Raw genomic sequence first — 18,882 nt, forward strand, 5'->3', positions numbered from 1 at the left:
CCCCGCGGACGGCGGGCCGAAGGTCCCGAAAGGGGTGGGTCCATGGTCCTGTCGGTGGGCCTCCGTAGACTTGGGTCCGTGAGTGACCCGAGCGACCCGCGCGACCACGCCGACGAGACCGCCGACGACTTCGACGAACTCGTCGACGAAGCGACGAGCCGAGACCCCGACCTGGCGGTGATCGAGGCCGGCAGCCGCACCCTGCGCACCCAGGCCGGACCGCCGACGGGCGACCCCGTGCCGACCCGCCCCGAGGACCCGGAGCTGGACAAGGCGCTGCGCGAGGTCGAGACGGAGCTCTCGACCCGCTGGGGCGAGACCAAGCTGGAGCCCTCGGTCACCCGGATCGCGGCGCTCATGGACGTGCTGGGCGAGCCGCAGCGCGCGTACCCCTCGATCCACATCACGGGCACCAACGGCAAGACGTCGACGGCCCGCATGATCGAGTCCCTGCTGACCGCCTTCGAGCTGCGCACCGGCCGCTACACCTCGCCGCACGTGCAGACCATCACCGAGCGCATCAGCCTGGACGGCGCCCCGATCTCCGCCGAGCGGTTCATCGAGACGTACCAGGACGTGAAGCCGTACGTGGAGCTGGTCGACGCCCGGGAGGAGTACCGCCTCTCCTTCTTCGAGGTCCTCACCGCAATGGCCTACGCGGCCTTCGCGGACGCCCCGGTCGACGTGGCCGTCGTCGAGGTCGGCATGGGCGGCACCTGGGACGCGACCAACGTGATCGACGGCTCCGTCGCCGTCGTCACCCCGATCGACCTGGACCACACCGACCGGCTCGGCGAAACCACCGGCGAGATCGCCGGCGAGAAGTCCGGGATCATCAAGCGGGGCGCCACCGTCGTCCTGGCCCAGCAGCCGGTCGACGCCGCCCAGGTGCTCCTCAAGAAGGCCGTCGACGTCGACGCGACCGTGGCCCGCGAGGGCATGGAGTTCGGCGTCGTCTCCCGCGAGGTGGCCGTCGGCGGCCAGCTCCTGACCCTGCGCGGCCTCGGCGGCGAGTACGAGGAGGTCTTCCTCCCGCTGCACGGCGCCCACCAGGCGCACAACGCGGCCGTGGCGCTCGCCGCCGTCGAGGCGTTCTTCGGCATCGGCGCCGAGCAGGCCCGCAGCCTCGACCTCGACACGGTCCGGCGCGCCTTCGCGCAGACCTCCTCGCCCGGCCGCCTGGAGGTCGTCCGCTCCTCCCCGACGGTCATCCTCGACGCCGCGCACAATCCGCACGGCGCCCGCGCCACCGCCGAGGCCGTCTCCGAGGCCTTCGGCTTCTCCCGGCTCGTCGGCGTCGTCTCCACCAGCGGCGACAAGGACGCCCGCGGGCTCCTGGAGGCCTTCGAGCCGATCTTCGCCGAGATCGTCGTCACCCAGAACTCCACCCCCCGCGCCACCGACGCCGACGCGCTCGCCGCGGTCGCCGTCGAGGTCTTCGGCGAGGACCGGGTCGTCGTGGAGCCCCGGCTGCCCGACGCCCTGGAGGCGGCGATCACGCTCGCCGAGGAGGAGGCCGAGTACGGCGGCGCCGGCGTCCTGGTGACCGGTTCGATCTTCACGGTCGGGGATGCCCGACTGCTGCTCAAGAGGGGCTGACCCGGCATGCGCACGCTCTGCTCCTCCACCCTCGTCGGCGAGTTCTTCGTCATCGGCTTCGCCGGTCTCGTCGCCATGAAGGACGACTCGCTCACCACCTCCACCGTGTGGTGGGTGTGCGGCGTCGCCATGGTCCTCTCCGTGCTGCTCTGCGGGATGATCACCCGTCCCGGTGGCGTGCAGCTCGGCTGGGCCCTCCAGATCGGGCTGATCCTCAGCGGCTTCTTCGTCCCCGTGATGTTCTTCCTCGGCGCCGTCTTCGCCGTGCTGTGGTGGTGCTCGGTGCACTACGGACGCAAGGTGGACGAGATCAAGGCCCGCTGGGCCGCCTCGAACACCGCCGCCCAGGGCTCCGCAGGGCCTGACGCTGCGTGACGGAGGGCGGTGCGGGCCCTGTAGATTCATAGGCCCGCACATCCCTCCCGAAGGAGTTCCCCCCGTGAGCCAGCGCACGCTCGTCCTGCTCAAGCCCGACGCGGTCCGCCGCGGTCTGATCGGCGAGATCATCGGCCGCATCGAGCGCAAGGCCGGCTGGACCCTCGCGGCCCTGGAGCTGCGCGAGCTGGACCAGGAGACGCTGGAGCAGCACTACGGCGAGCACAAGGGCAAGCCCTTCTACGAGCCGCTGATGGGCTTCATGTCCTCCGGCCCGGTCGTCGCGCTCGTCGTCGAGGGCGAGCGGGTCATCGAGGGCGTCCGGCAGCTGGCCGGCCCGACCGACCCGATCGCCGCCGCCCCGGGCTCCATCCGCGGCGACTTCGGCACCATCGTCCGCGAGAACCTCATCCACGCCTCGGACTCCGAGGAGTCCGCCGCGCGCGAGCTGAAGATCTTCTTCCCGGGTCTCGCCTGACCCGTTCGCCGCGTACGGGTCGGGCCCGACCCGTTCGGCCGTGCGAGCTCCGGCTGACCCGCCGTCAGCCGAACGGCAGCCAGTTGTGGGGCGACCGAAGGAATTCGGCCGCCCCCAGGCATATGAACGCCAATCCCGGGAACGGATCGCCGCGTCCTACCGTCACCTAGTACAGAGGTGGACCAGCGCGCGCCATCCGCGTGAGCGGCACTACGATGAAAACTCTTCGCCGCACCACCCTCAGCCATGGGAAACAAGGGGAACTTCATGTCGTTCATCGGCCGTGACATGGCTGTCGACCTCGGGACCGCCAACACGCTGGTGTACGTCAGGGGTCGAGGCATCGTCCTCAACGAGCCGTCCGTCGTCGCGATCAACACCAACACCGGCGGAATCCTCGCGGTGGGTGCCGAGGCGAAGAAGATGATCGGCAGGACCCCCGGCAACATCGTCGCCGTGCGCCCGCTGAAGGACGGCGTCATCGCCGACTTCGAGATCACCGAGCGGATGCTCCGCTACTTCATCCTCAAGATCCACAAGCGGCGCTACCTCGCCCGCCCCCGGGTCGTCGTCTGCGTGCCCTCCGGCATCACCGGAGTCGAGCGCCGCGCCGTCATCGAGGCGTCCACCCAGGCGGGCGCCCGCCAGGTGCACATCATCGAGGAGCCCATGGCCGCCGCCATCGGATCCGGCCTCCCCGTCCACGAGGCCACCGGCAACATGGTCGTCGACATCGGCGGCGGCACCACCGAGGTCGCGGTCATCTCCCTCGGAGGAATCGTCACGGCACAGTCGATCCGGGTGGCCGGCGACGAGCTGGACAACGCGATCATCCAGCACATCAAGAAGGAGTACTCGCTCCTCCTCGGTGAGCGCACCGCCGAACAGATCAAGATCACCATCGGTTCGGCCTACGACCTGGAGCAGGACGAGCACACCGAGATCCGCGGCCGCGACCTCGTCTCCGGCCTCCCCAAGACCGTCGTCATCTCGGCCGCCGAGGTCCGCAAGGCCATCGAGGAGCCGGTCAACGCGATCGTCGACGCCGTGAAGACCACCCTCGACAAGTGCCCGCCGGAGCTCTCCGGTGACGTGATGGACCGCGGCATCGTTCTCACGGGTGGCGGCGCCCTGCTGCGCGGCCTCGACGAGCGGCTCCGCCGGGAGACCGGCATGCCGATCCACATCGCCGAGGACCCGCTGGACTCGGTCGCCCTCGGATCCGGCAAGTGCGTCGAGGAGTTCGAGGCCCTCCAGCAGGTCCTGGACGCCCAGCCGCGCCGCTGACCCAACGGCCGGGCGCGAGCCCGTACGGTACGAACATCTGCACAACGAACCACGAGGAAGGGCACGGCCGCCGCACGTGAGGGACACACGAGAGAGCCGGCTGCTCCTGGTGCTGCTGGTCGCCGTCGCGTTCGCGCTGATCACGGTGGACATCCGCGGCGGCCAGGAGTCGCCGGTCGACGGCGCCCGGCAGGCCGCCGCCGCCGTCTTCGGCCCGGTCGAGAACGGCGTCGCGGCCGCGGTCGACCCCATCGGCAACGCCATAGGCGCCGTCCGCGACTCCGGGGAGCGCCACAACCGCATCGCCGCCCTGGAGAAGGAGAACGCCGCGCTCAAGGCCGAGCTCGGCAGCGACGACCGCAACCGCAACCGGCTGCGCGAACTCGACGCCCTCCTCAAGACCGCCGGCGCCGGCCAGTACGGCATCAAGGGCGCCCAGGTCATCGCCATAGGGTCGGCCCAGGGCTTCTCCTGGACCGTCACCCTCGACGTCGGCGCCCGCGACGGCATCCAGCGCGACATGACCGTCCTCAACGGCGCCGGACTCGTCGGCCGGGTCACCACCGTCGGCCCGTCCACCTCCACCGTCCTCCTCGCCAACGACCCCGACTTCACCGTCGGCACCCGGATGGAGAAGTCCGACGAACTCGGCTTCGCCACCGGCCAGGGCGACCGGCCGCTCCTCGTCCAGCTCCTCAACGGCAAGGCCAAGGTGAAGGCGGGCGACCGCCTCGTCACCTTCGGCTCGGCCGGCGACCGGCCCTTCGTCCCCGGCGTGCCCGTCGGCGAGATCGTCCGCGTCGACCCCCTCGGCGGCGGCCTGACCCGCAACGTCCACGTCCGCCCGTACGTCGGCTTCAGCAAGCTCGACATCGTCGGCGTCGTCGTCCAGGCCCCCCGCTCCGACCCGCGCGACACGGTGCTGCCGCAGAAGCCGAAGCCCGCGCCGACCGTCACCGTCACGGTCACCGCCGAGCCGCCCGCCGACGGCGAGCAGGCGAACACCCGGCCCCAGGGCCAGGCCGAACAGCCGATCCAGGACCCGGCCCGGGAACAGGCCCCGGGGGACCAGGCCCGGAAGCCCGACGGCCGGGCGGCGAACCCGAACGACCAGGAGGACGCGACACCGTGAAGTTCAACCGCATCCTCCTCTCCGCGACCCTGATCGTGGTCGCCCTCGTCGTCCAGGTCTCCGTCCTCGCCCGGCTCCAGCTCCCCGGCGCCGTACCCGACCTCGTCCTCCTCACCGTCGTCGCCCTCGCGCTCGTCCACGGCCCCGTCACCGGCTCGCTCGTCGGCTTCTCCGCCGGCCTCCTCGCCGACCTGGCCCCGCCCGCCGACCACGCCGCCGGCCGCTACGCCCTCGTCCTCTGCGTCGTCGGCTACCTCGTCGGCCTCGCCCGGCCCGAGAACGGCCGCTTCACCTCCGCGATCGGCCCGATGGCCGCCGTCGTCGGCGCAGCCGTCGGCTCGACCCTGCTCTACGCGGGCGTCGGCGCCCTCGTCGGCGACACCGCCGCCCGCCACGTCGGCCTCGTCCCCCTGCTCTTCACCGCCGTCGTCTACGACCTGCTGCTCGCGCCCTTCACCGTGCCGCTCATCATGGCGCTGGCCCGCCGCGCCGAGAACGACCCGGTCGCGGACGCCACGGGGGCCGGCGCGGGAGACGTCGCCTCCGGCTGGCTCTCCTCCGGCACCGGCCTGAGGATCGGCACCCAGCGCGGCGGCCTCCGCGTCAAGGCCGCCCGCACCCGCGCCGGACGCGCCGGACGTATCAAGGGAGTCAAGCGACTGTGACCGAGGGGGCACCGGCAGCATGAGCAACATCCCCGAGACCGGACGGACCCCACGGGTCCAGACCCGGCTCATCGTCATCCAGGTCCTCGTCTTCTCGCTGCTGCTCACCCTGGGCGGCCGGCTCTGGTACCTCCAGATCCGCAACGGCAAGGAGTACGCCGACGAGGCCAAGAGCAACAACATCCAGCAGGTCGTCACGCCGGCCGTCCGCGGCTCCATCCTCGACGCCCGCGGCGTCCCGCTCGCCGACAACGAGACCCGGCTCGTGGTCTCCGCCTCCCGCACCGAGCTCATGAAGATGAAGGACGACGGCAAGGAGGTCCTCACCCGTCTCGCCGGCGTCCTGAACATGAAGCCCGAGGACGTCGTCAACAAGATCCGGCTCTGCGACTCCAAGACGCCCAAGCCCTGCTGGAACGGCTCCCCCTACCAGCCGATCCCGGTCACCGACGAGGCCACCGTCCAGCAGGCGCTCACCATCCGCGAGAGCACCGAGGACTTCCCCGGCATCACCGCCGAGCTCACCGCCGTCCGCCGCTACCCGGCCCCCGGCAAGGCCCGCACCGCCCAGGTCCTCGGCTACCTCTCGCCCGTCACCGACGACGAGATCACCAAGGCCAAGGACAGCGACTCGCCCTTCCTCCGCTCCGACCAGGTCGGCCGCTCCGGCATCGAGCGCACCTACGACAAGGAGCTGCGCGGCAAGGCCGGCGTCACCCGCTACGAGGTCGACAACCTCGGACGCGTCATGGGCCAGACCAAGTCCGACCCCGGCGTGGCCGGCTCCACCCTCGTCACCAGCATCGACGCCCGCGTCCAGTCCGTCGCCGAGTACGAGCTCGCACAGGCCATGAAGACGGTCCGCGGCGAGACCGACAAGATCACCGGCCGCAAGTACGAGGCCGACTCCGGCGCCGTCGTCGTCATGGAGACCAGGACCGGGCGGGTCGTCGCCATGGCCTCCCAGCCCGACTACGACCCCAACGTCTGGATCGGCGGCATCTCCGCCAAGGACTACGCCTCCCTCACCAGCAAGAACTCCAACTACCCGCTGCTCAACCGGGGCATCCAGGGCCAGGCCCCCGCCGGCTCCATCTTCAAGGTGATCTCCGCGAGCGCCGCCGTCCGGGCCGGCTACGACTTCAACGACACGTACAACTGCAGCGCCTCCTACAGCCTCGGCAGCCGCAGCTTCGCCAACTTCGAGTCCCAGGGGCACGGCCCGATCACCCTCGGCGACGCCCTCAAGTACTCCTGCAACACCGTCTTCTACGCCCTCGGCCACAAGGAGTGGCAGAAGGACGGCGGCATCACGGCGAACAAGGACTCCAAGGACTGGTTCTACGTGACCGCCCGCGACTTCGGCCTCGGCTCCGAGACCGGCGTCGACCTGCCCAACGAGGTCAAGGGCCGGATCCCGGACCGCCAGTGGAAGCAGGCGTTCTGGGAGGCCAACAAGGACGCCTGGTGCAAGCAGGGCAAGAAGGGCGGCAGCTACGTCGAGCAGATCGCGTACGAGAACTGCCTCGAAGGCAACCAGCTGAAGGCGTACGACAGCATCAACTTCGCCATCGGGCAGGGCGACGTCCTCGTCACCCCCATCCAGATGGCCACCATCTACGCGGCCATCAGCAACGGCGGCACCCTCTACGACCCCTCCGTCGGCAAGGCGATCATCAGCCCCGACGGCAAGCAGGTCCGCGAGATCAAGCCCAAGGCCCACGGCAAGCTGCCGGTCGACGCCGAGACCGTCCGCGACCTCGACAAGGGCCTGCGCTCCGTCGTCGAACCCGGCGGCACCGCCGCCTGGCGCTTCGGCGGCTGGCCCCAGGACAAGATCCCCATGCGCGCCAAGACCGGCACCGCCCAGGTCTACGGCAAGCAGACCACCTCCTGGCTCGCGACCTACACCGACGACTTCACCATCGTCATGACCATCTCCCAGGGCGGCACCGGCTCCGGCGCCTCCGGCCCCGCCGTCCGCAACATCTACGACGCCCTCTACGGCCTCGACGACGCCGGCAACCAGGACCTCAAGCGCGCCCTGCTCCCCGGGCCGCAGAAGACGCTGCCGAAGGTCGACGCCGACGGCACCATCGACGCGCCGACGATCAAGGCGTACGACCCCAAGTCCCAGCTGGTCGACCCGAACGGGCAGGACGGCGCCGCGCCGCCGCCGCTCGCGGGCACGCCCCCCAACAGGAGGGACTGACCCGATGCCGACGCGGACGAGCTTCTCCGTCTCCCGCTACGCCCCCGAGCGCGGCACCGTCGCCCGGCTGACCGCCCGCGACTCGGTGCTGCGCCGGCTCGACTGGCCGATCCTGCTCTCGGCCCTGGCGCTCTCGCTCATCGGCTCGCTGCTGGTGTGGTCGGCGACCCGGGGCCGTACCGAGCTGAACAACGGCGACCCGTACTACTTCCTCTTCCGGCACCTGCTCAACACCGGCATCGGCGTGGCGCTGATGATCGGCACGGTCTGGCTCGGCCACCGCACCCTGCGCGGCGCCGTCCCGGTCCTCTACGGCCTGTCGATCGTGCTGATCCTCGCCGTCCTCACCCCGCTCGGCGCCACCATCAACGGCGCCCACGCGTGGATCGTGGTCGGCGGCGGCTTCTCGCTCCAGCCCAGCGAATTCGTCAAGATCACCATCATCCTGGTGATGGCGATGCTGCTCGCCTCGAAGGTGGACGCGGGCGACCAGCTCCACCCGGACCACGGCACCGTCGCCAAATGCCTGGTGCTCGCGGCCCTCCCCATGGGCATCATCATGCTCATGCCCGACCTCGGCTCGGTCATGGTGATGATCGTGATCGTGCTCGGCGTCCTGCTCGCCTCCGGCGCCTCCAACCGCTGGGTCCTCGGCCTGATCTTCTCCGGCATCGCCGGCGCGGTCCTCGTCACCGCCCTCGGCATGCTCGACGAGTACCAGATCAACCGCTTCGCCGCCTTCGCCAACCCCGACCTCGACCCCTCCGGCGTCGGCTACAACACCAACCAGGCCCGCATCGCGATCGGCTCCGGCGGCCTCTACGGAGCCGGCCTCTTCAACGGCCACCAGACCAGCGGCCAGTTCGTCCCCGAGCAGCAGACCGACTTCGTCTTCACCGTCGCCGGCGAGGAGCTGGGCTTCGTCGGCTCCGGCTTCATCCTGCTGCTGCTCGGCATCGTCCTCTGGCGGGCCTGCCGGATCGCCCGCGAGACCACCGAGCTGTACGGCACGATCGTCGCCGCCGGCATCGTCGCCTGGTTCGCCTTCCAGGCCTTCGAGAACATCGGCATGAACCTCGGCATCATGCCCGTCGCCGGTCTGCCGCTCCCCTTCGTCTCCTACGGCGGCTCCTCCATGTTCGCCGTCTGGGTCGCCATCGGACTCCTCCAGTCGATCCGGGTGCAACGCCCGATGACCGCCTGACCCGCCACCGCGACCGCCACCGCCACCGCCACGGCAGGCTCTCCGGCGCGAGGACGCATGGAGTGCCGCCCCGGCGGTTAGATTCGACCTATGGCGGAGACCACACGCGAGATCGAGCGGAAGTACGAAGCCACCGCGGAGACCCGGCTGCCGGACCTCACCCGCGCCGACGGCGTCGCGGCGGTCACCGGCGAGGGCGTCACGGAACTCGACGCCGTCTACTACGACACGGCCGACCTGAGACTCGCGGCCGCCTCCCTCACCCTGCGGCGCCGCACCGGCGGGAAGGACGCCGGCTGGCACGTCAAGTTCCCCGTCGCCGTCGGCGTCCGCGACGAGATCAGGGCCCCGCTCTCGGAGACGCTCCCGCCCTCCCTGGCCGAGCTCCTGCGCTCCCGGCTCCGCCACGCCGAGGTCGTCCCCGTCGTCCGGCTCCGCTCCTCCCGCGACGTGAGGCACCTGAGGGACGCCGACGGCACGATCCTCGCCGAGCTCTCCGTGGACACCGTCCACGCCGACCGCCTCCTCGACGGCGAGGGCTCGGCCGCCTGGACCGAGATCGAGGTCGAGCTCGCCGGCGACACCGACCCCGAGGTCCTCGACGCCGTCGAGAAACGGCTCAGGAAGGCCGGCATCCACCCCTCCGACGCCCCCTCCAAACTGGCCCGCGCGCTCGACGAGACCGGCCTCGCCCCCGAGCCCCGCGACCCCGCGGAGGCGACCGGCGACTCCACGGCGGGCGCCGCCGTCCTCGCCTACGTACGGGAACAGGTCGAGGCCGTCGTCCGGCTCGACCCCGCCGTCCGCCGCGACCTCCCCGACTCCGTCCACCAGCTGCGGGTCGCCTGCCGCCGCCTCCGCAGCGCCTTCAAGACCTACCGCAAGGTCCTCGACCGGGACGTCACCGACCCCGTCGGCGCCGAGCTGAAGTGGCTCGCCGGCGAACTCGGCCACGCCCGCGACCAGGAGGTCCTGGACGCCCGGCTGGGCGACGCGGTCGACGCGCTGCCCCGCGACCTGCGCCACGGCCCCGTCCGCGGCCGGCTCCGCACCTGGAGCAACGCCCGCTCCCGCGGCGCCCGGCACCGCGCCCTCGACGCCCTCGACTCGCCCCGCCACCTCGCGCTCCTCGACGCCCTCGACGGACTGCTCGCCGACCCGCCGCTGCGGCCCGCCGCCCGGAAGAAGGCCGGCAAGGTCCTGCCGAAGGCGATCCGCCGCGACCACCGCCGCCTCGCCGACCGGATGGGCCCCGCGCTCGGCCTCGGCCCCGGCCACGAGCGCGACCTCGCCCTCCACGAGGCCCGCAAGGCCGCCAAACGGGCCCGCTACGCCGCCGACGCCGCCGTACCCGCCCTCGGCAAGCCCGCGAAACGGTTCGCCAAAAAGGTGAAGGCCGTCCAGAGCCTCCTCGGCGACCACCAGGACATCGTCGTCGCCCGAGCCGCCCTGGACGACCTCGCCCACCAGGCCGAATCGGCCGGCGAACCCTCCTTCACCTGGGGCGTTCTCCACGCCCGCCAGGAGGGCGCCGCCGAGGCCCAGGAGCGGAGGCTGCCGGAGGTGTGGGAGCGGGCCGCGGCCCCCGGACTCCGGGCGGCGCTGAGCCGCTGAGCGACGGGGTACGCTGGAGAGTCGCCCCCCTGCCAGCTCACGAAGGTTCGAGATGTCTGCTGCCGAGTCTGTCTTCCCGCAGCTCGAAGCTCTGCTCCCGCACGTGCAGAAGCCGATTCAGTACGTCGGTGGAGAGCTGAACTCCACGGTCAAGCCGTGGGAGTCCGCCGACGTCCGCTGGGCGCTGATGTACCCGGACGCGTACGAGGTCGGTCTGCCCAACCAGGGCGTCATGATCCTCTACGAGGTGCTGAACGAGCGCGAGGGCGTCCTCGCCGAGCGCACCTACAGCGTGTGGCCGGACCTCGAGGAGCTGATGCGGGAGCACAAGGTCCCGCAGTTCACGGTCGACAGCCACCGCCCGGTCGGCGCGTTCGACGTGTTCGGCCTGAGCTTCTCCACGGAGCTCGGCTACACGAACATGCTCACCGCCCTGGACCTGGCGGGCATCCCGCTGGAGGCGAAGGACCGCACCGTCGACCACCCCATCGTGCTCGCGGGCGGCCACGCGGCCTTCAACCCCGAGCCGATCGCGGAGTTCATCGACGCGGCGATCATCGGCGACGGCGAGCAGGCCGTCCTCGACATGACCGAGATCATCCGCGCCTGGAAGGCCGAGGGCAGGCCGGGCGGCCGCGAGGAGGTCCTCTTCCGCCTCGCACGGACGGGCTCCGTCTACATCCCGCGGTTCTACGACGTCGAGTACCTGCCGGACGGCCGCATCGGCCGTGTCGTGCCCAACCGGTCCGGCGTGCCGTGGCGGGTCTCCAAGCACACCGTCATGGACCTCGACGAGTGGCCGTACCCCAAGCAGCCCCTCGTGCCGCTCGCGGAGACCGTCCACGAGCGCATGTCCGTCGAGATCTTCCGCGGCTGCACCCGCGGCTGCCGCTTCTGCCAGGCCGGCATGATCACGCGCCCCGTGCGGGAGCGAAGCATCACCGGCATCGGCGAGATGGTCGAGAAGGGCCTCAAGGCGACGGGCTTCGAGGAGGTCGGCCTGCTCTCCCTGTCCTCCGCGGACCACTCGGAGATCGGCGACATCGCCAAGGGCCTCGCCGACCGGTACACCGAGGACAAGGTGGGCCTGTCCCTCCCCTCGACCCGCGTCGACGCCTTCAACGTGGACCTCGCCAACGAGCTGACCCGGAACGGCCGCCGCTCCGGTCTCACCTTCGCCCCCGAGGGCGGCTCCGAGCGCATGCGCAAGGTCATCAACAAGATGGTCTCGGAGGAGGACCTGATCCGGACCGTCTCCACGGCGTACGGCAACGGCTGGCGCCAGGTGAAGCTGTACTTCATGTGCGGCCTGCCGACGGAGACCGACGAGGACGTCCTCCAGATCGCCGACATGGCGATGAACGTGATCGCCGAGGGCCGCAAGGTCTCCGGCCAGAACGACATCCGCTGCACCGTCTCCATCGGCGGCTTCGTCCCCAAGCCGCACACCCCCTTCCAGTGGGCCCCGCAGCTCTCGGCGGAGGAGACGGACGAGCGCCTGCGCAAGCTCCGCGACAAGATCCGCGGCGACAAGAAGTACGGCCGCTCGATCGGCTTCCGCTACCACGACGGCAAGCCCGGCATCGTCGAAGGCCTGCTCTCCCGCGGCGACCGCCGCATCGGCGCCGTCATCCGCGCGGTCTACGAGGACGGCGGCCGCTTCGACGGCTGGCGCGAGCACTTCTCGTACGACCGCTGGATGGAGTGCGCCGGGAAGACCCTCCCCGAGTTCGGCGTGGACGTCGCCTGGTACACCACCCGCGAGCGCTCCTACGAGGAGGTCCTGCCCTGGGACCACCTGGACTCCGGTCTCGACAAGGACTGGCTCTGGGAGGACTGGCAGGACGCCCTCGACGAGACCGAGGTCGAGGACTGCCGCTGGACCCCGTGCTTCGACTGCGGTGTCTGTCCCCAGATGGACACGCACATCCAGATCGGTCCCACGGGCAAGAAGCTGCTGCCGCTCTCCGTGGTCAAGTAGCTCCCCGCACACACGACAGGGGCGCCCGGACGGTATCCGTCCGGGCGCCCCTGTCGTGTGTGGGTGCCGGGGTCAGTTCGTGACGTGCTCCGGGCGGGTGGTGGCCGCCTCGGCCGCTTCGGGGGTGGGGGCGGGGGTGCGCTCGGCGACCGGGACCACCGGCGGGTTCGGGGACGTCTCCGCCAGGAACACGGCGCGGGCGACGCGCTCGGCGGCGTGGCCGTCGTCCCAGGCGCAGAAGCGCTCCCGGAAGGCCCGGCGCAGCGCGGCGGCGGGCTCGGCGGCCCAGGCGCCGCCGCGGAAGGCCTCGATCAGCTCGTCCTCGGTGGTGGCGACCACGCCGGGGGTGTCACCGGGCTCGCCGGAGAGCAGGTCGAAGGTCACACCGCGGCAGGTGCGGTACATCTCCCAGTCGTCGGCGTAGGTGACGATCGGCCGGTCGAGGTTGGCGTAGTCGAACATGATCGACGAGTAGTCCGTGATCAGCGCGTCCGCCGCCAGGCACAGCTCCTCCACCGACGGGTGGCGGGAGACGTCCACCAGGGCGCCCCGCTCGGCGAGCGCGCTCAGCTCGCGGTCGGCGCCGTAGAAGTAGTGGGCGCGGACCAGGAGGACGTAGTCGGGGCCGAGCTCGCGGGCGAAGCGGGCGAGGTCCAGGCGGGAGACGAAGGCGTCCTTCTGGTGGTCGCGGACGGTGGGCGCGTACAGGATCGCCTTCTTGCCGGGGGCGATGCCCAGCGCGCCGCGGATCCGGCGCACGTCCTCGGCGCCGGCCCGGTAGTAGACGTCGTTGCGCGGGTAGCCGGCATTGAGGGTGCGGAAGGGCGCCGGGTAGACCCGCTCCCACTGCTCGGTGGAGTGCTGGTTGGAGGAGACGCTCCAGTCCCAGCGGTCCACCCGCTCCATGAGCTTGTCGAAGTCCATGCTCTTGGCGACGGCCGGGTAGTACTGCTGGTCCAGGCCCATCCGCTTCAGCGGGGTGCCGTGGTGGGTCTGGAGGTGGACCTGGCCGGGGCGCTTGACCACCGAGTCCGGGAAGTTCACGTTGTTGACCAGGTACTTCGCCCGGGCCATGGCCTTCCAGTAGCCGAAGGTGGCGGGGGCCACCCGGGTGATGCCCGCGGGCAGCTTGCCCGCGTACGCCTGGTTGACCACCCAGACCCCGCGCAGCTTCGGCGCGACCTTCCTGGCGGCGTCGTGGACGGCGAGCGGGTTGCAGCCGGGGGTGCGGCCCCAGTAGGCGGAGTAGACGGCGAGGTTCTCGTCCACGGGGAGCCGGCGCTGCACCGCGTAGTACGTCTTCAGGGCCTTGCGGCCGCCCCAGCGCTTCGAACGGCCCAGCGCGCGGGAGGCGGTCTCGCGGGTGCCGTTGGCCGCCTTGAGCGACTCGAAGGCCGCGTACGAGCCGGTCCTGAGGACCTTGAACTTCAGGCCGACGATGCCGGGCGGCGGGGTGAAGCCCCTGGGCTCGTTCCTGCGGTACGCCTTGCCGGCCTCGCGGACGTAGGCGCGGCGGTGGCTGCGCGGTATTCGGAAGCCGCGGGCGAGGGTGTAGAGGAAGTGGCTGACCATCCGCTCGAAGACGATCTTGCGGTACTCGTCGAGGCCGGGGCGGCCTTCGAGCTGGTCGAAGACCCGCTGGTACTGCTCGAAGATCACGAAGTGCTTGCGCGGGGAGCTGCTCCGCATGGAGCTGCCCTGGCGGCGCTGGCGGTACTCGACGACGACGTACTCCAGGCCGGCGACGCGCCGGGCGGCGGCCATGGTCGTGTAGACCATGAGCGCGTCCTCGTAGAGGCCGTCGGTGAAGCGGAAGCCGTCGCCGTCGCCGGTGAGGCCGCCGGTGGTGAAGAAGTCGCGGCGGTAGACGCGGTTCCAGACCACGGCGAAGACCCGCAGCAGTTCGAGGTGGTCGACGGGGCGGACCACCCGGTCGCCGATCGGGGCGATGTGCCGGGCGGACTTGCTGGGCTCGACGGTGCCGTCCACGTGGGTGCGGACGTAGTCGAAGAGGAGGATCTCGGGGTCGTCGGTCTCGGCGAGCCGGTCGGCGAGGGCCCGCAGCGAGCCGGGGCGGATGGAGTCGTCGCCGTCGAGGAAGAGCAGGTAGTCGCCGCGGGCGTGGGACACGCCGGTGTTGCGGGCGGCGCCGATGCCGCCGTTCCGCTCGCGGTGGACGGCGCGGACGCGCGCGTCGCGGGCGGCGAACTCGTCGATGATGGCGCCGCTGCTGTCCTGGGAGCAGTCGTCGACGGCGATGATCTCGAAGTCCGGGTAGCTCTGCGAGGTGATCGATTCGAGGCATTCGCGTATGTAGCCCTCGACCCCGTAGACAGGGATGATCACGCTGAAACGGGGGGTAGCTGCAGACGGCATGCCGTGTGTCTCTCCTCAGTCGAACCGCTCAAGCGCAGTATGACAGGAGTACTCGAACGCCTCTCGGGGGCGGCGGGCGCCTGTACGGGCATCCGGGCGGGTGAACGGCGGGTTCCCGGCAGGTGAGGCGGAGACCAATCGGGTTCGAACGGCCGAGAAGCCCATCGTCTATTCTGAAGAGCTGCGGCGGTGCTGCGCTCCGGCGCCGGGGCGGACGGGCCGGCAGGCGGGTCTTTCTCGGAGGGGAGACACCCCCCATCGGTCCGCTGGAACAACCGAAAGCACGCCCCGTCACCCCCTCAGACGCTCGAGCCTGTCGAGCGGGTCTGAACCGGAAAGGAACGCAGAACTACATGGCTCCCAGGCTCAGCGTCATCGTCCCGATATACAACGTGGCGTACTACCTGCCCGCCTGCCTGAACTCGCTCGCCGTGCAGACCTTCCAGGACCTGGAAGTGATCATGGTGGACGACGGGTCGACCGACGAGTCCCACGAGATCGCGGCGGAGTTCGCGGCGAAGGACGACCGCTTCCGGCTCATCCGGAAGGAGAACGCCGGCCTGGGCGCCGCCCGCAACACCGGTCTGGACAGCCTGGCGCCGGAGAGCGAATTCGTCGCCTTCGTCGACAGCGACGACCTGATCCCGCCGGACGCCTACCGGCTGATGGTCGAGACCCTCGACGAGACGGGCTCCTCCTTCGCCACCGGCAACGTGGAGCACATCAACTCCACCCGCATCTGGCAGTCCCCGATGCACCGCTTCCTCTCCCGGGGCGCGGTCAAGAAGACCCACGTCAGCCGCAAGCGCGCGCTGCTCACCGACCGCATCGCCTGCAACAAGGTCTTCCGCCGCGACTTCTGGGAGCGGCACGGCTTCCGCTTCCCGGAGGGCGTCCTGTACGAGGACACCCCGGTGATCGTCCCGGCGCAGTACCTCGCCGAGTCCGTCGACATCATCAGCGAGACCACGTACTACTGGCGTCTGCGCGAGGGCGAGGCCGCCCCGTCGATCACCCAGCGCCGTACCGAGCCCAAGGCCGCCCGCGACCGCGCCTCCGCGGTCGAGAGCGTCAGCCGCTTCCTCGCCGCGCGCACCGAGCCGGGCGCCGAGGAGCTCAAGCGCGAGTACGACAAGACCGTGCTCACCGGTGACCTGCGCATCTTCCTCAACGTGCTGCCCGACGGCGACGACGAGTACCGCGCGGAGTTCATGGCCGCGGCCAACAAGTTCCTCGACCAGATCGACCTGAAGACGGTCAAGACGCTGCCCACCGCGCTGCGCGTCAAGTGGCTGCTGGTCCGCAAGCACGCCCTGGCCGAGCTGCTGTCCTTCATCGAGGCCGAGCGCCTCGGCGAGCCGGTCGAGCTCGACGGCGCCTTCCGCCGCTACGCGGTCTACCCGGCGCTGGAGAGCACCCAGCTGCCCAAGAAGGTCCTCCGCATGGACCAGGACCTCCAGCTGCGCTCGCCGCTGAAGGAGCTGGAGTGGCTGCCGGGCGGGAAGCTGCGGCTGGCCGGCAACGCCTGGATCGACCGGGTCGACCAGGGCAGCAGGCGGAGCGTCGTGAAGCTGCTCCAGCTGAAGAAGGACGGCACCCAGCGGCGGATGCTGATCCCGCTGAAGAACCTCCAGACCGACGACGCCACCACGGCGGCCGGCTGGAAGAACCGCGGCCACAGCTTCGACTGGGCCGGCTGGGAGACCGAGATCGACCTGAGCCGCTTCCGCAAGGGCGGCCAGTGGCAGGAGGGCCTCTGGCACGTCGGCATGCGCGTGCTCTCCGGTGGTCTGGTGCGCTCCCGCTCGGTCCACTCGTACGGCTCCGACCGCACCGCCTACCCCTCGCCGCACTGGCTGGACGAGTCCCACCGGATCGTCCCCGAGCTGCGTCGCGCCGCGCTGAAGCTGCGCGTGGAGAAGGTGCCGTTCACGATCACCGGTTTCGCGCCGGACGGGGACGCGATCGTCGTCGACGGTCTGCTGCGCGAGACGGTCGACCCGGGCGTCGAGGTCTCCCTGCGGATCATCAACCAGAGCAGCGGCGAGGCGTTCTTCGTCCCCGCCGACGCGGTGACCCCGGCCGGTGCCCACACCGAGATCCGGGTCCGCGTCCCGCTCAAGGACGTGGCCCTGCTCCCGGAGCACCTGGAGACCGAGACGGCGGGCGCCGACCCGGCCAAGAACATGCGCCGCAACTGGAGCACCCAGCTCCAGCTCCAGCCCGAGGGCGAGAAGTGGCGCCGCTACAAGGCCGTCGTCCGGGACGGCGTGGCCGACCTCCAGGTGCGCCTCCCCGAGGCCTTCGGCGAGGACGCCCCGCTCAACGAGGTGGCGGTCCTCTCCGGCACCAACGGCTACCTGAAGTTCTCCGGCCGTCCGCTGCGCGGCCGGATCACCGGCGTCGCCACGGCCGACGGCACCTTCCTGATCCGCGGCACCGCGCCGCTGGACCTGACCGACTACCACCTGGTGGTCAGCGCCAAGAACCGCTTCGACGAGCGGACCGTCCCGCTGAACGCCGGCGCCGACGGCACCTTCGAGGCGACCTTCCGTCCGTCCACCATGTCCGGCACGGGCGGCGGTCTGCCGCTGAAGGCGGGCCGCTGGGTCTTCCGCCTGGAGGCCGGTGAGGACGCGCCGCAGCTGCCGCTGGTCGTCGACCGGACCGCCGTGGACCAGTTCCCGCTCCAGGGCGTCCACAACGGGCGCGAGAACTGGCTGGAGGTCCACTGGCAGGACCACCCGCAGCTCAACTGCCTGCCCGACCTGAGCCCGCTGGAGCGCGGTGACAACCGCCAGTACCAGCTGCGCCAGGAGGTGTACGAGAAGGGCCGCGAGCTGCCGCTGCGCGACTCGGTGCTGTACATCAGCTACAACGGCAAGCAGTACTCGGACAGCCCGCGCGCGATCCACGAGGAGCTGCTGCGCCGGGGTGCCGACGTCGAGCACCTGTGGCTGGTCCGCGACGGCCAGGTCGAGCTGCCGGACACGGTGCAGCCGGTCCGCTTCCAGGGCCGCGAGTGGTACGAGGCGCTGGCCCGTTCGCGCTACATCATCACCAACGCCCACCTGCCGCACTGGATCCGCCGCCGGGCGGGCCAGGTGATCGTGCAGACGTGGCACGGCACGATGCTGAAGAAGATCGGCCTGGACATCGACGCGCCGAAGTTCGACCCGAACTACCACGAGCGTCTGGTCAAGGAAGCCGAGAGCTGGAACGTCCTGGTCTCGTCGAACCGCTTCTCCACCCCGATCCTCAAGCGGGCCATGGGCTACAACGGCCTGATCGCGGAGACGGGCTACCCGCGCAACGACTACCTGTACGCCGAGGACCGCGAGGAGCGCGCGGCCGAGGTGAAGGCGAAGCTGGGCCTGCCCGCGGACAAGAAGGTCGTGCTGTACGCGCCGACCTGGCGCGACGACCTGTCGCACGCCCGCGGCCAGTTCAAGTTCGACCTCCGGGTGGACCTGGAGGACGCCCGCCGCCGCCTCGGCGACGACCACGTCTTCCTGATCCGGCGCCACTCCAACATCGTGGACAGCATCCCGGGCGCCGGGAACGGCTTCGTCCACGACGTCTCGGAGTACCCGGACATCGCGGACCTGTACCTGGCGGCCGACATCATGATCACGGACTACTCGTCGGTCATGTTCGACTACGCGCACCTGCGCCGCCCGATGCTCTTCTTCACGTACGACCTGGAGCACTACCGGGACCGTCTGCGGGGCTTCTACTTCGACTTCGAGAACGACGCCCCGGGCCCGCTGGTGGAGACCTCGGACGACCTGCTCCAGGCCATCCGGGAGATCGACGAGGTCGCGGCCGAGTACCAGGAGAAGTACGACGAGTTCCACCACCAGTTCTGCGACCTGGACGACGGCCACGCCGCCGGCCGTGTCGCCGATCTGATGTTCAAGATCGCCCAGGAGGGCGCGCCGCTGTAGCACGCGGACGAA

General features: G+C 70.8%; 12 protein-coding genes. 11 read left to right on the forward strand and 1 reads right to left on the reverse strand.

The window, feature by feature from the left end; all coding sequences use genetic code 11:
• The first annotated feature begins 42 nt into the window (after window positions 1-42).
• The 10 genes from ACF1BN_RS05550 to ACF1BN_RS05595 all read left to right on the forward strand — a co-directional run bounded on the left by ACF1BN_RS05550 (window position 43) and on the right by ACF1BN_RS05595 (window position 12,547).
• Window positions 43-1,599: a bifunctional folylpolyglutamate synthase/dihydrofolate synthase gene (locus ACF1BN_RS05550; RefSeq protein ID WP_392330268.1), complete on the forward strand. Its 1,557-nt coding sequence runs from the start codon at window positions 43-45 to the stop codon at window positions 1,597-1,599.
• Window positions 1,600-1,605: 6 nt separating this feature from the next.
• Window positions 1,606-1,974, forward strand: coding sequence for a DUF4233 domain-containing protein (locus ACF1BN_RS05555; protein WP_392330269.1), 369 nt, complete (start codon window positions 1,606-1,608; stop codon window positions 1,972-1,974).
• A 64-nt stretch (window positions 1,975-2,038) separates the two neighbouring features.
• Window positions 2,039-2,452 carry a nucleoside-diphosphate kinase gene (gene ndk / locus ACF1BN_RS05560; protein WP_351107245.1) on the forward strand — a complete coding sequence of 138 codons (414 nt, stop codon included), beginning with the start codon at window positions 2,039-2,041 and terminating at the stop codon, window positions 2,450-2,452.
• Between the two features lie 267 nt (window positions 2,453-2,719).
• Window positions 2,720-3,739, forward strand: a complete 1,020-nt coding sequence (locus tag ACF1BN_RS05565) for a rod shape-determining protein (protein ID WP_019886273.1) — start codon at window positions 2,720-2,722, stop codon at window positions 3,737-3,739.
• A 76-nt stretch (window positions 3,740-3,815) separates the two neighbouring features.
• A complete protein-coding gene (mreC, locus tag ACF1BN_RS05570; protein WP_392330270.1) occupies window positions 3,816-4,871 on the forward strand; it encodes a rod shape-determining protein MreC in 1,056 nt (351 codons plus the stop codon).
• A complete protein-coding gene (mreD, locus tag ACF1BN_RS05575) occupies window positions 4,868-5,536 on the forward strand; it encodes a rod shape-determining protein MreD (protein WP_392330271.1) in 669 nt (222 codons plus the stop codon). Before mreC ends, mreD begins: the two co-directional genes overlap by 4 nt.
• Before the next feature lie 19 nt (window positions 5,537-5,555).
• A complete protein-coding gene (mrdA, locus tag ACF1BN_RS05580; protein WP_392330272.1) occupies window positions 5,556-7,748 on the forward strand; it encodes a penicillin-binding protein 2 in 2,193 nt (730 codons plus the stop codon).
• A 4-nt stretch (window positions 7,749-7,752) separates the two neighbouring features.
• Window positions 7,753-8,952, forward strand: coding sequence for a rod shape-determining protein RodA (rodA, locus tag ACF1BN_RS05585; protein WP_392330273.1), 1,200 nt, complete (start codon window positions 7,753-7,755; stop codon window positions 8,950-8,952).
• Between the two features lie 90 nt (window positions 8,953-9,042).
• Window positions 9,043-10,566: a CHAD domain-containing protein gene (locus ACF1BN_RS05590; RefSeq protein WP_392330274.1), complete on the forward strand. Its 1,524-nt coding sequence runs from the start codon at window positions 9,043-9,045 to the stop codon at window positions 10,564-10,566.
• Between the two features lie 52 nt (window positions 10,567-10,618).
• Window positions 10,619-12,547, forward strand: a complete 1,929-nt coding sequence (locus ACF1BN_RS05595) for a TIGR03960 family B12-binding radical SAM protein (RefSeq protein WP_392330275.1) — start codon at window positions 10,619-10,621, stop codon at window positions 12,545-12,547.
• A gap of 72 nt (window positions 12,548-12,619) precedes the next feature.
• Here ACF1BN_RS05595 and ACF1BN_RS05600 read toward each other — a convergent pair whose 3' ends face one another.
• The gene (locus ACF1BN_RS05600; protein ID WP_392330276.1) at window positions 12,620-14,923 is read right to left on the reverse strand and encodes a CDP-glycerol glycerophosphotransferase family protein; all 2,304 of its coding nucleotides are present in this window, start codon (window positions 14,921-14,923) and stop codon (window positions 12,620-12,622) included.
• Window positions 14,924-15,276: 353 nt separating this feature from the next.
• Between ACF1BN_RS05600 and ACF1BN_RS05605 the strand changes: the two genes are divergently transcribed.
• On the forward strand, window positions 15,277-18,870 hold the full coding sequence (locus tag ACF1BN_RS05605) for a CDP-glycerol glycerophosphotransferase family protein (protein WP_392330277.1): 3,594 nt from the start codon (window positions 15,277-15,279) through the stop codon (window positions 18,868-18,870).
• The last annotated feature ends 12 nt before the right edge of the window (window positions 18,871-18,882 follow it).

The sequence above is a fragment of the Streptomyces sp. NPDC014861 genome (assembly GCF_043081625.1).
Lineage (GTDB): Bacteria > Actinomycetota > Actinomycetes > Streptomycetales > Streptomycetaceae > Streptomyces.

What these genes read in the sequence shown, in the direction of transcription:
- mrdA (WP_392330272.1), top strand. Translation starts at nt 5,556, where the DNA reads ATGAGCAACATCCCCGAGACCGGACGGACCCCACGGGTCCAGACCCGG.
- ACF1BN_RS05550 (WP_392330268.1), top strand. Translation starts at nt 43, where the DNA reads ATGGTCCTGTCGGTGGGCCTCCGTAGACTTGGGTCCGTGAGTGACCCG.
- ACF1BN_RS05600 (WP_392330276.1), bottom strand. Translation starts at nt 14,923, where the DNA reads ATGCCGTCTGCAGCTACCCCCCGTTTCAGCGTGATCATCCCTGTCTAC.
- ACF1BN_RS05605 (WP_392330277.1), top strand. Translation starts at nt 15,277, where the DNA reads ATGGCTCCCAGGCTCAGCGTCATCGTCCCGATATACAACGTGGCGTAC.
- ACF1BN_RS05565 (WP_019886273.1), top strand. Translation starts at nt 2,720, where the DNA reads ATGTCGTTCATCGGCCGTGACATGGCTGTCGACCTCGGGACCGCCAAC.
- ACF1BN_RS05555 (WP_392330269.1), top strand. Translation starts at nt 1,606, where the DNA reads ATGCGCACGCTCTGCTCCTCCACCCTCGTCGGCGAGTTCTTCGTCATC.
- rodA (WP_392330273.1), top strand. Translation starts at nt 7,753, where the DNA reads ATGCCGACGCGGACGAGCTTCTCCGTCTCCCGCTACGCCCCCGAGCGC.
- ACF1BN_RS05595 (WP_392330275.1), top strand. Translation starts at nt 10,619, where the DNA reads ATGTCTGCTGCCGAGTCTGTCTTCCCGCAGCTCGAAGCTCTGCTCCCG.
- ACF1BN_RS05590 (WP_392330274.1), top strand. Translation starts at nt 9,043, where the DNA reads ATGGCGGAGACCACACGCGAGATCGAGCGGAAGTACGAAGCCACCGCG.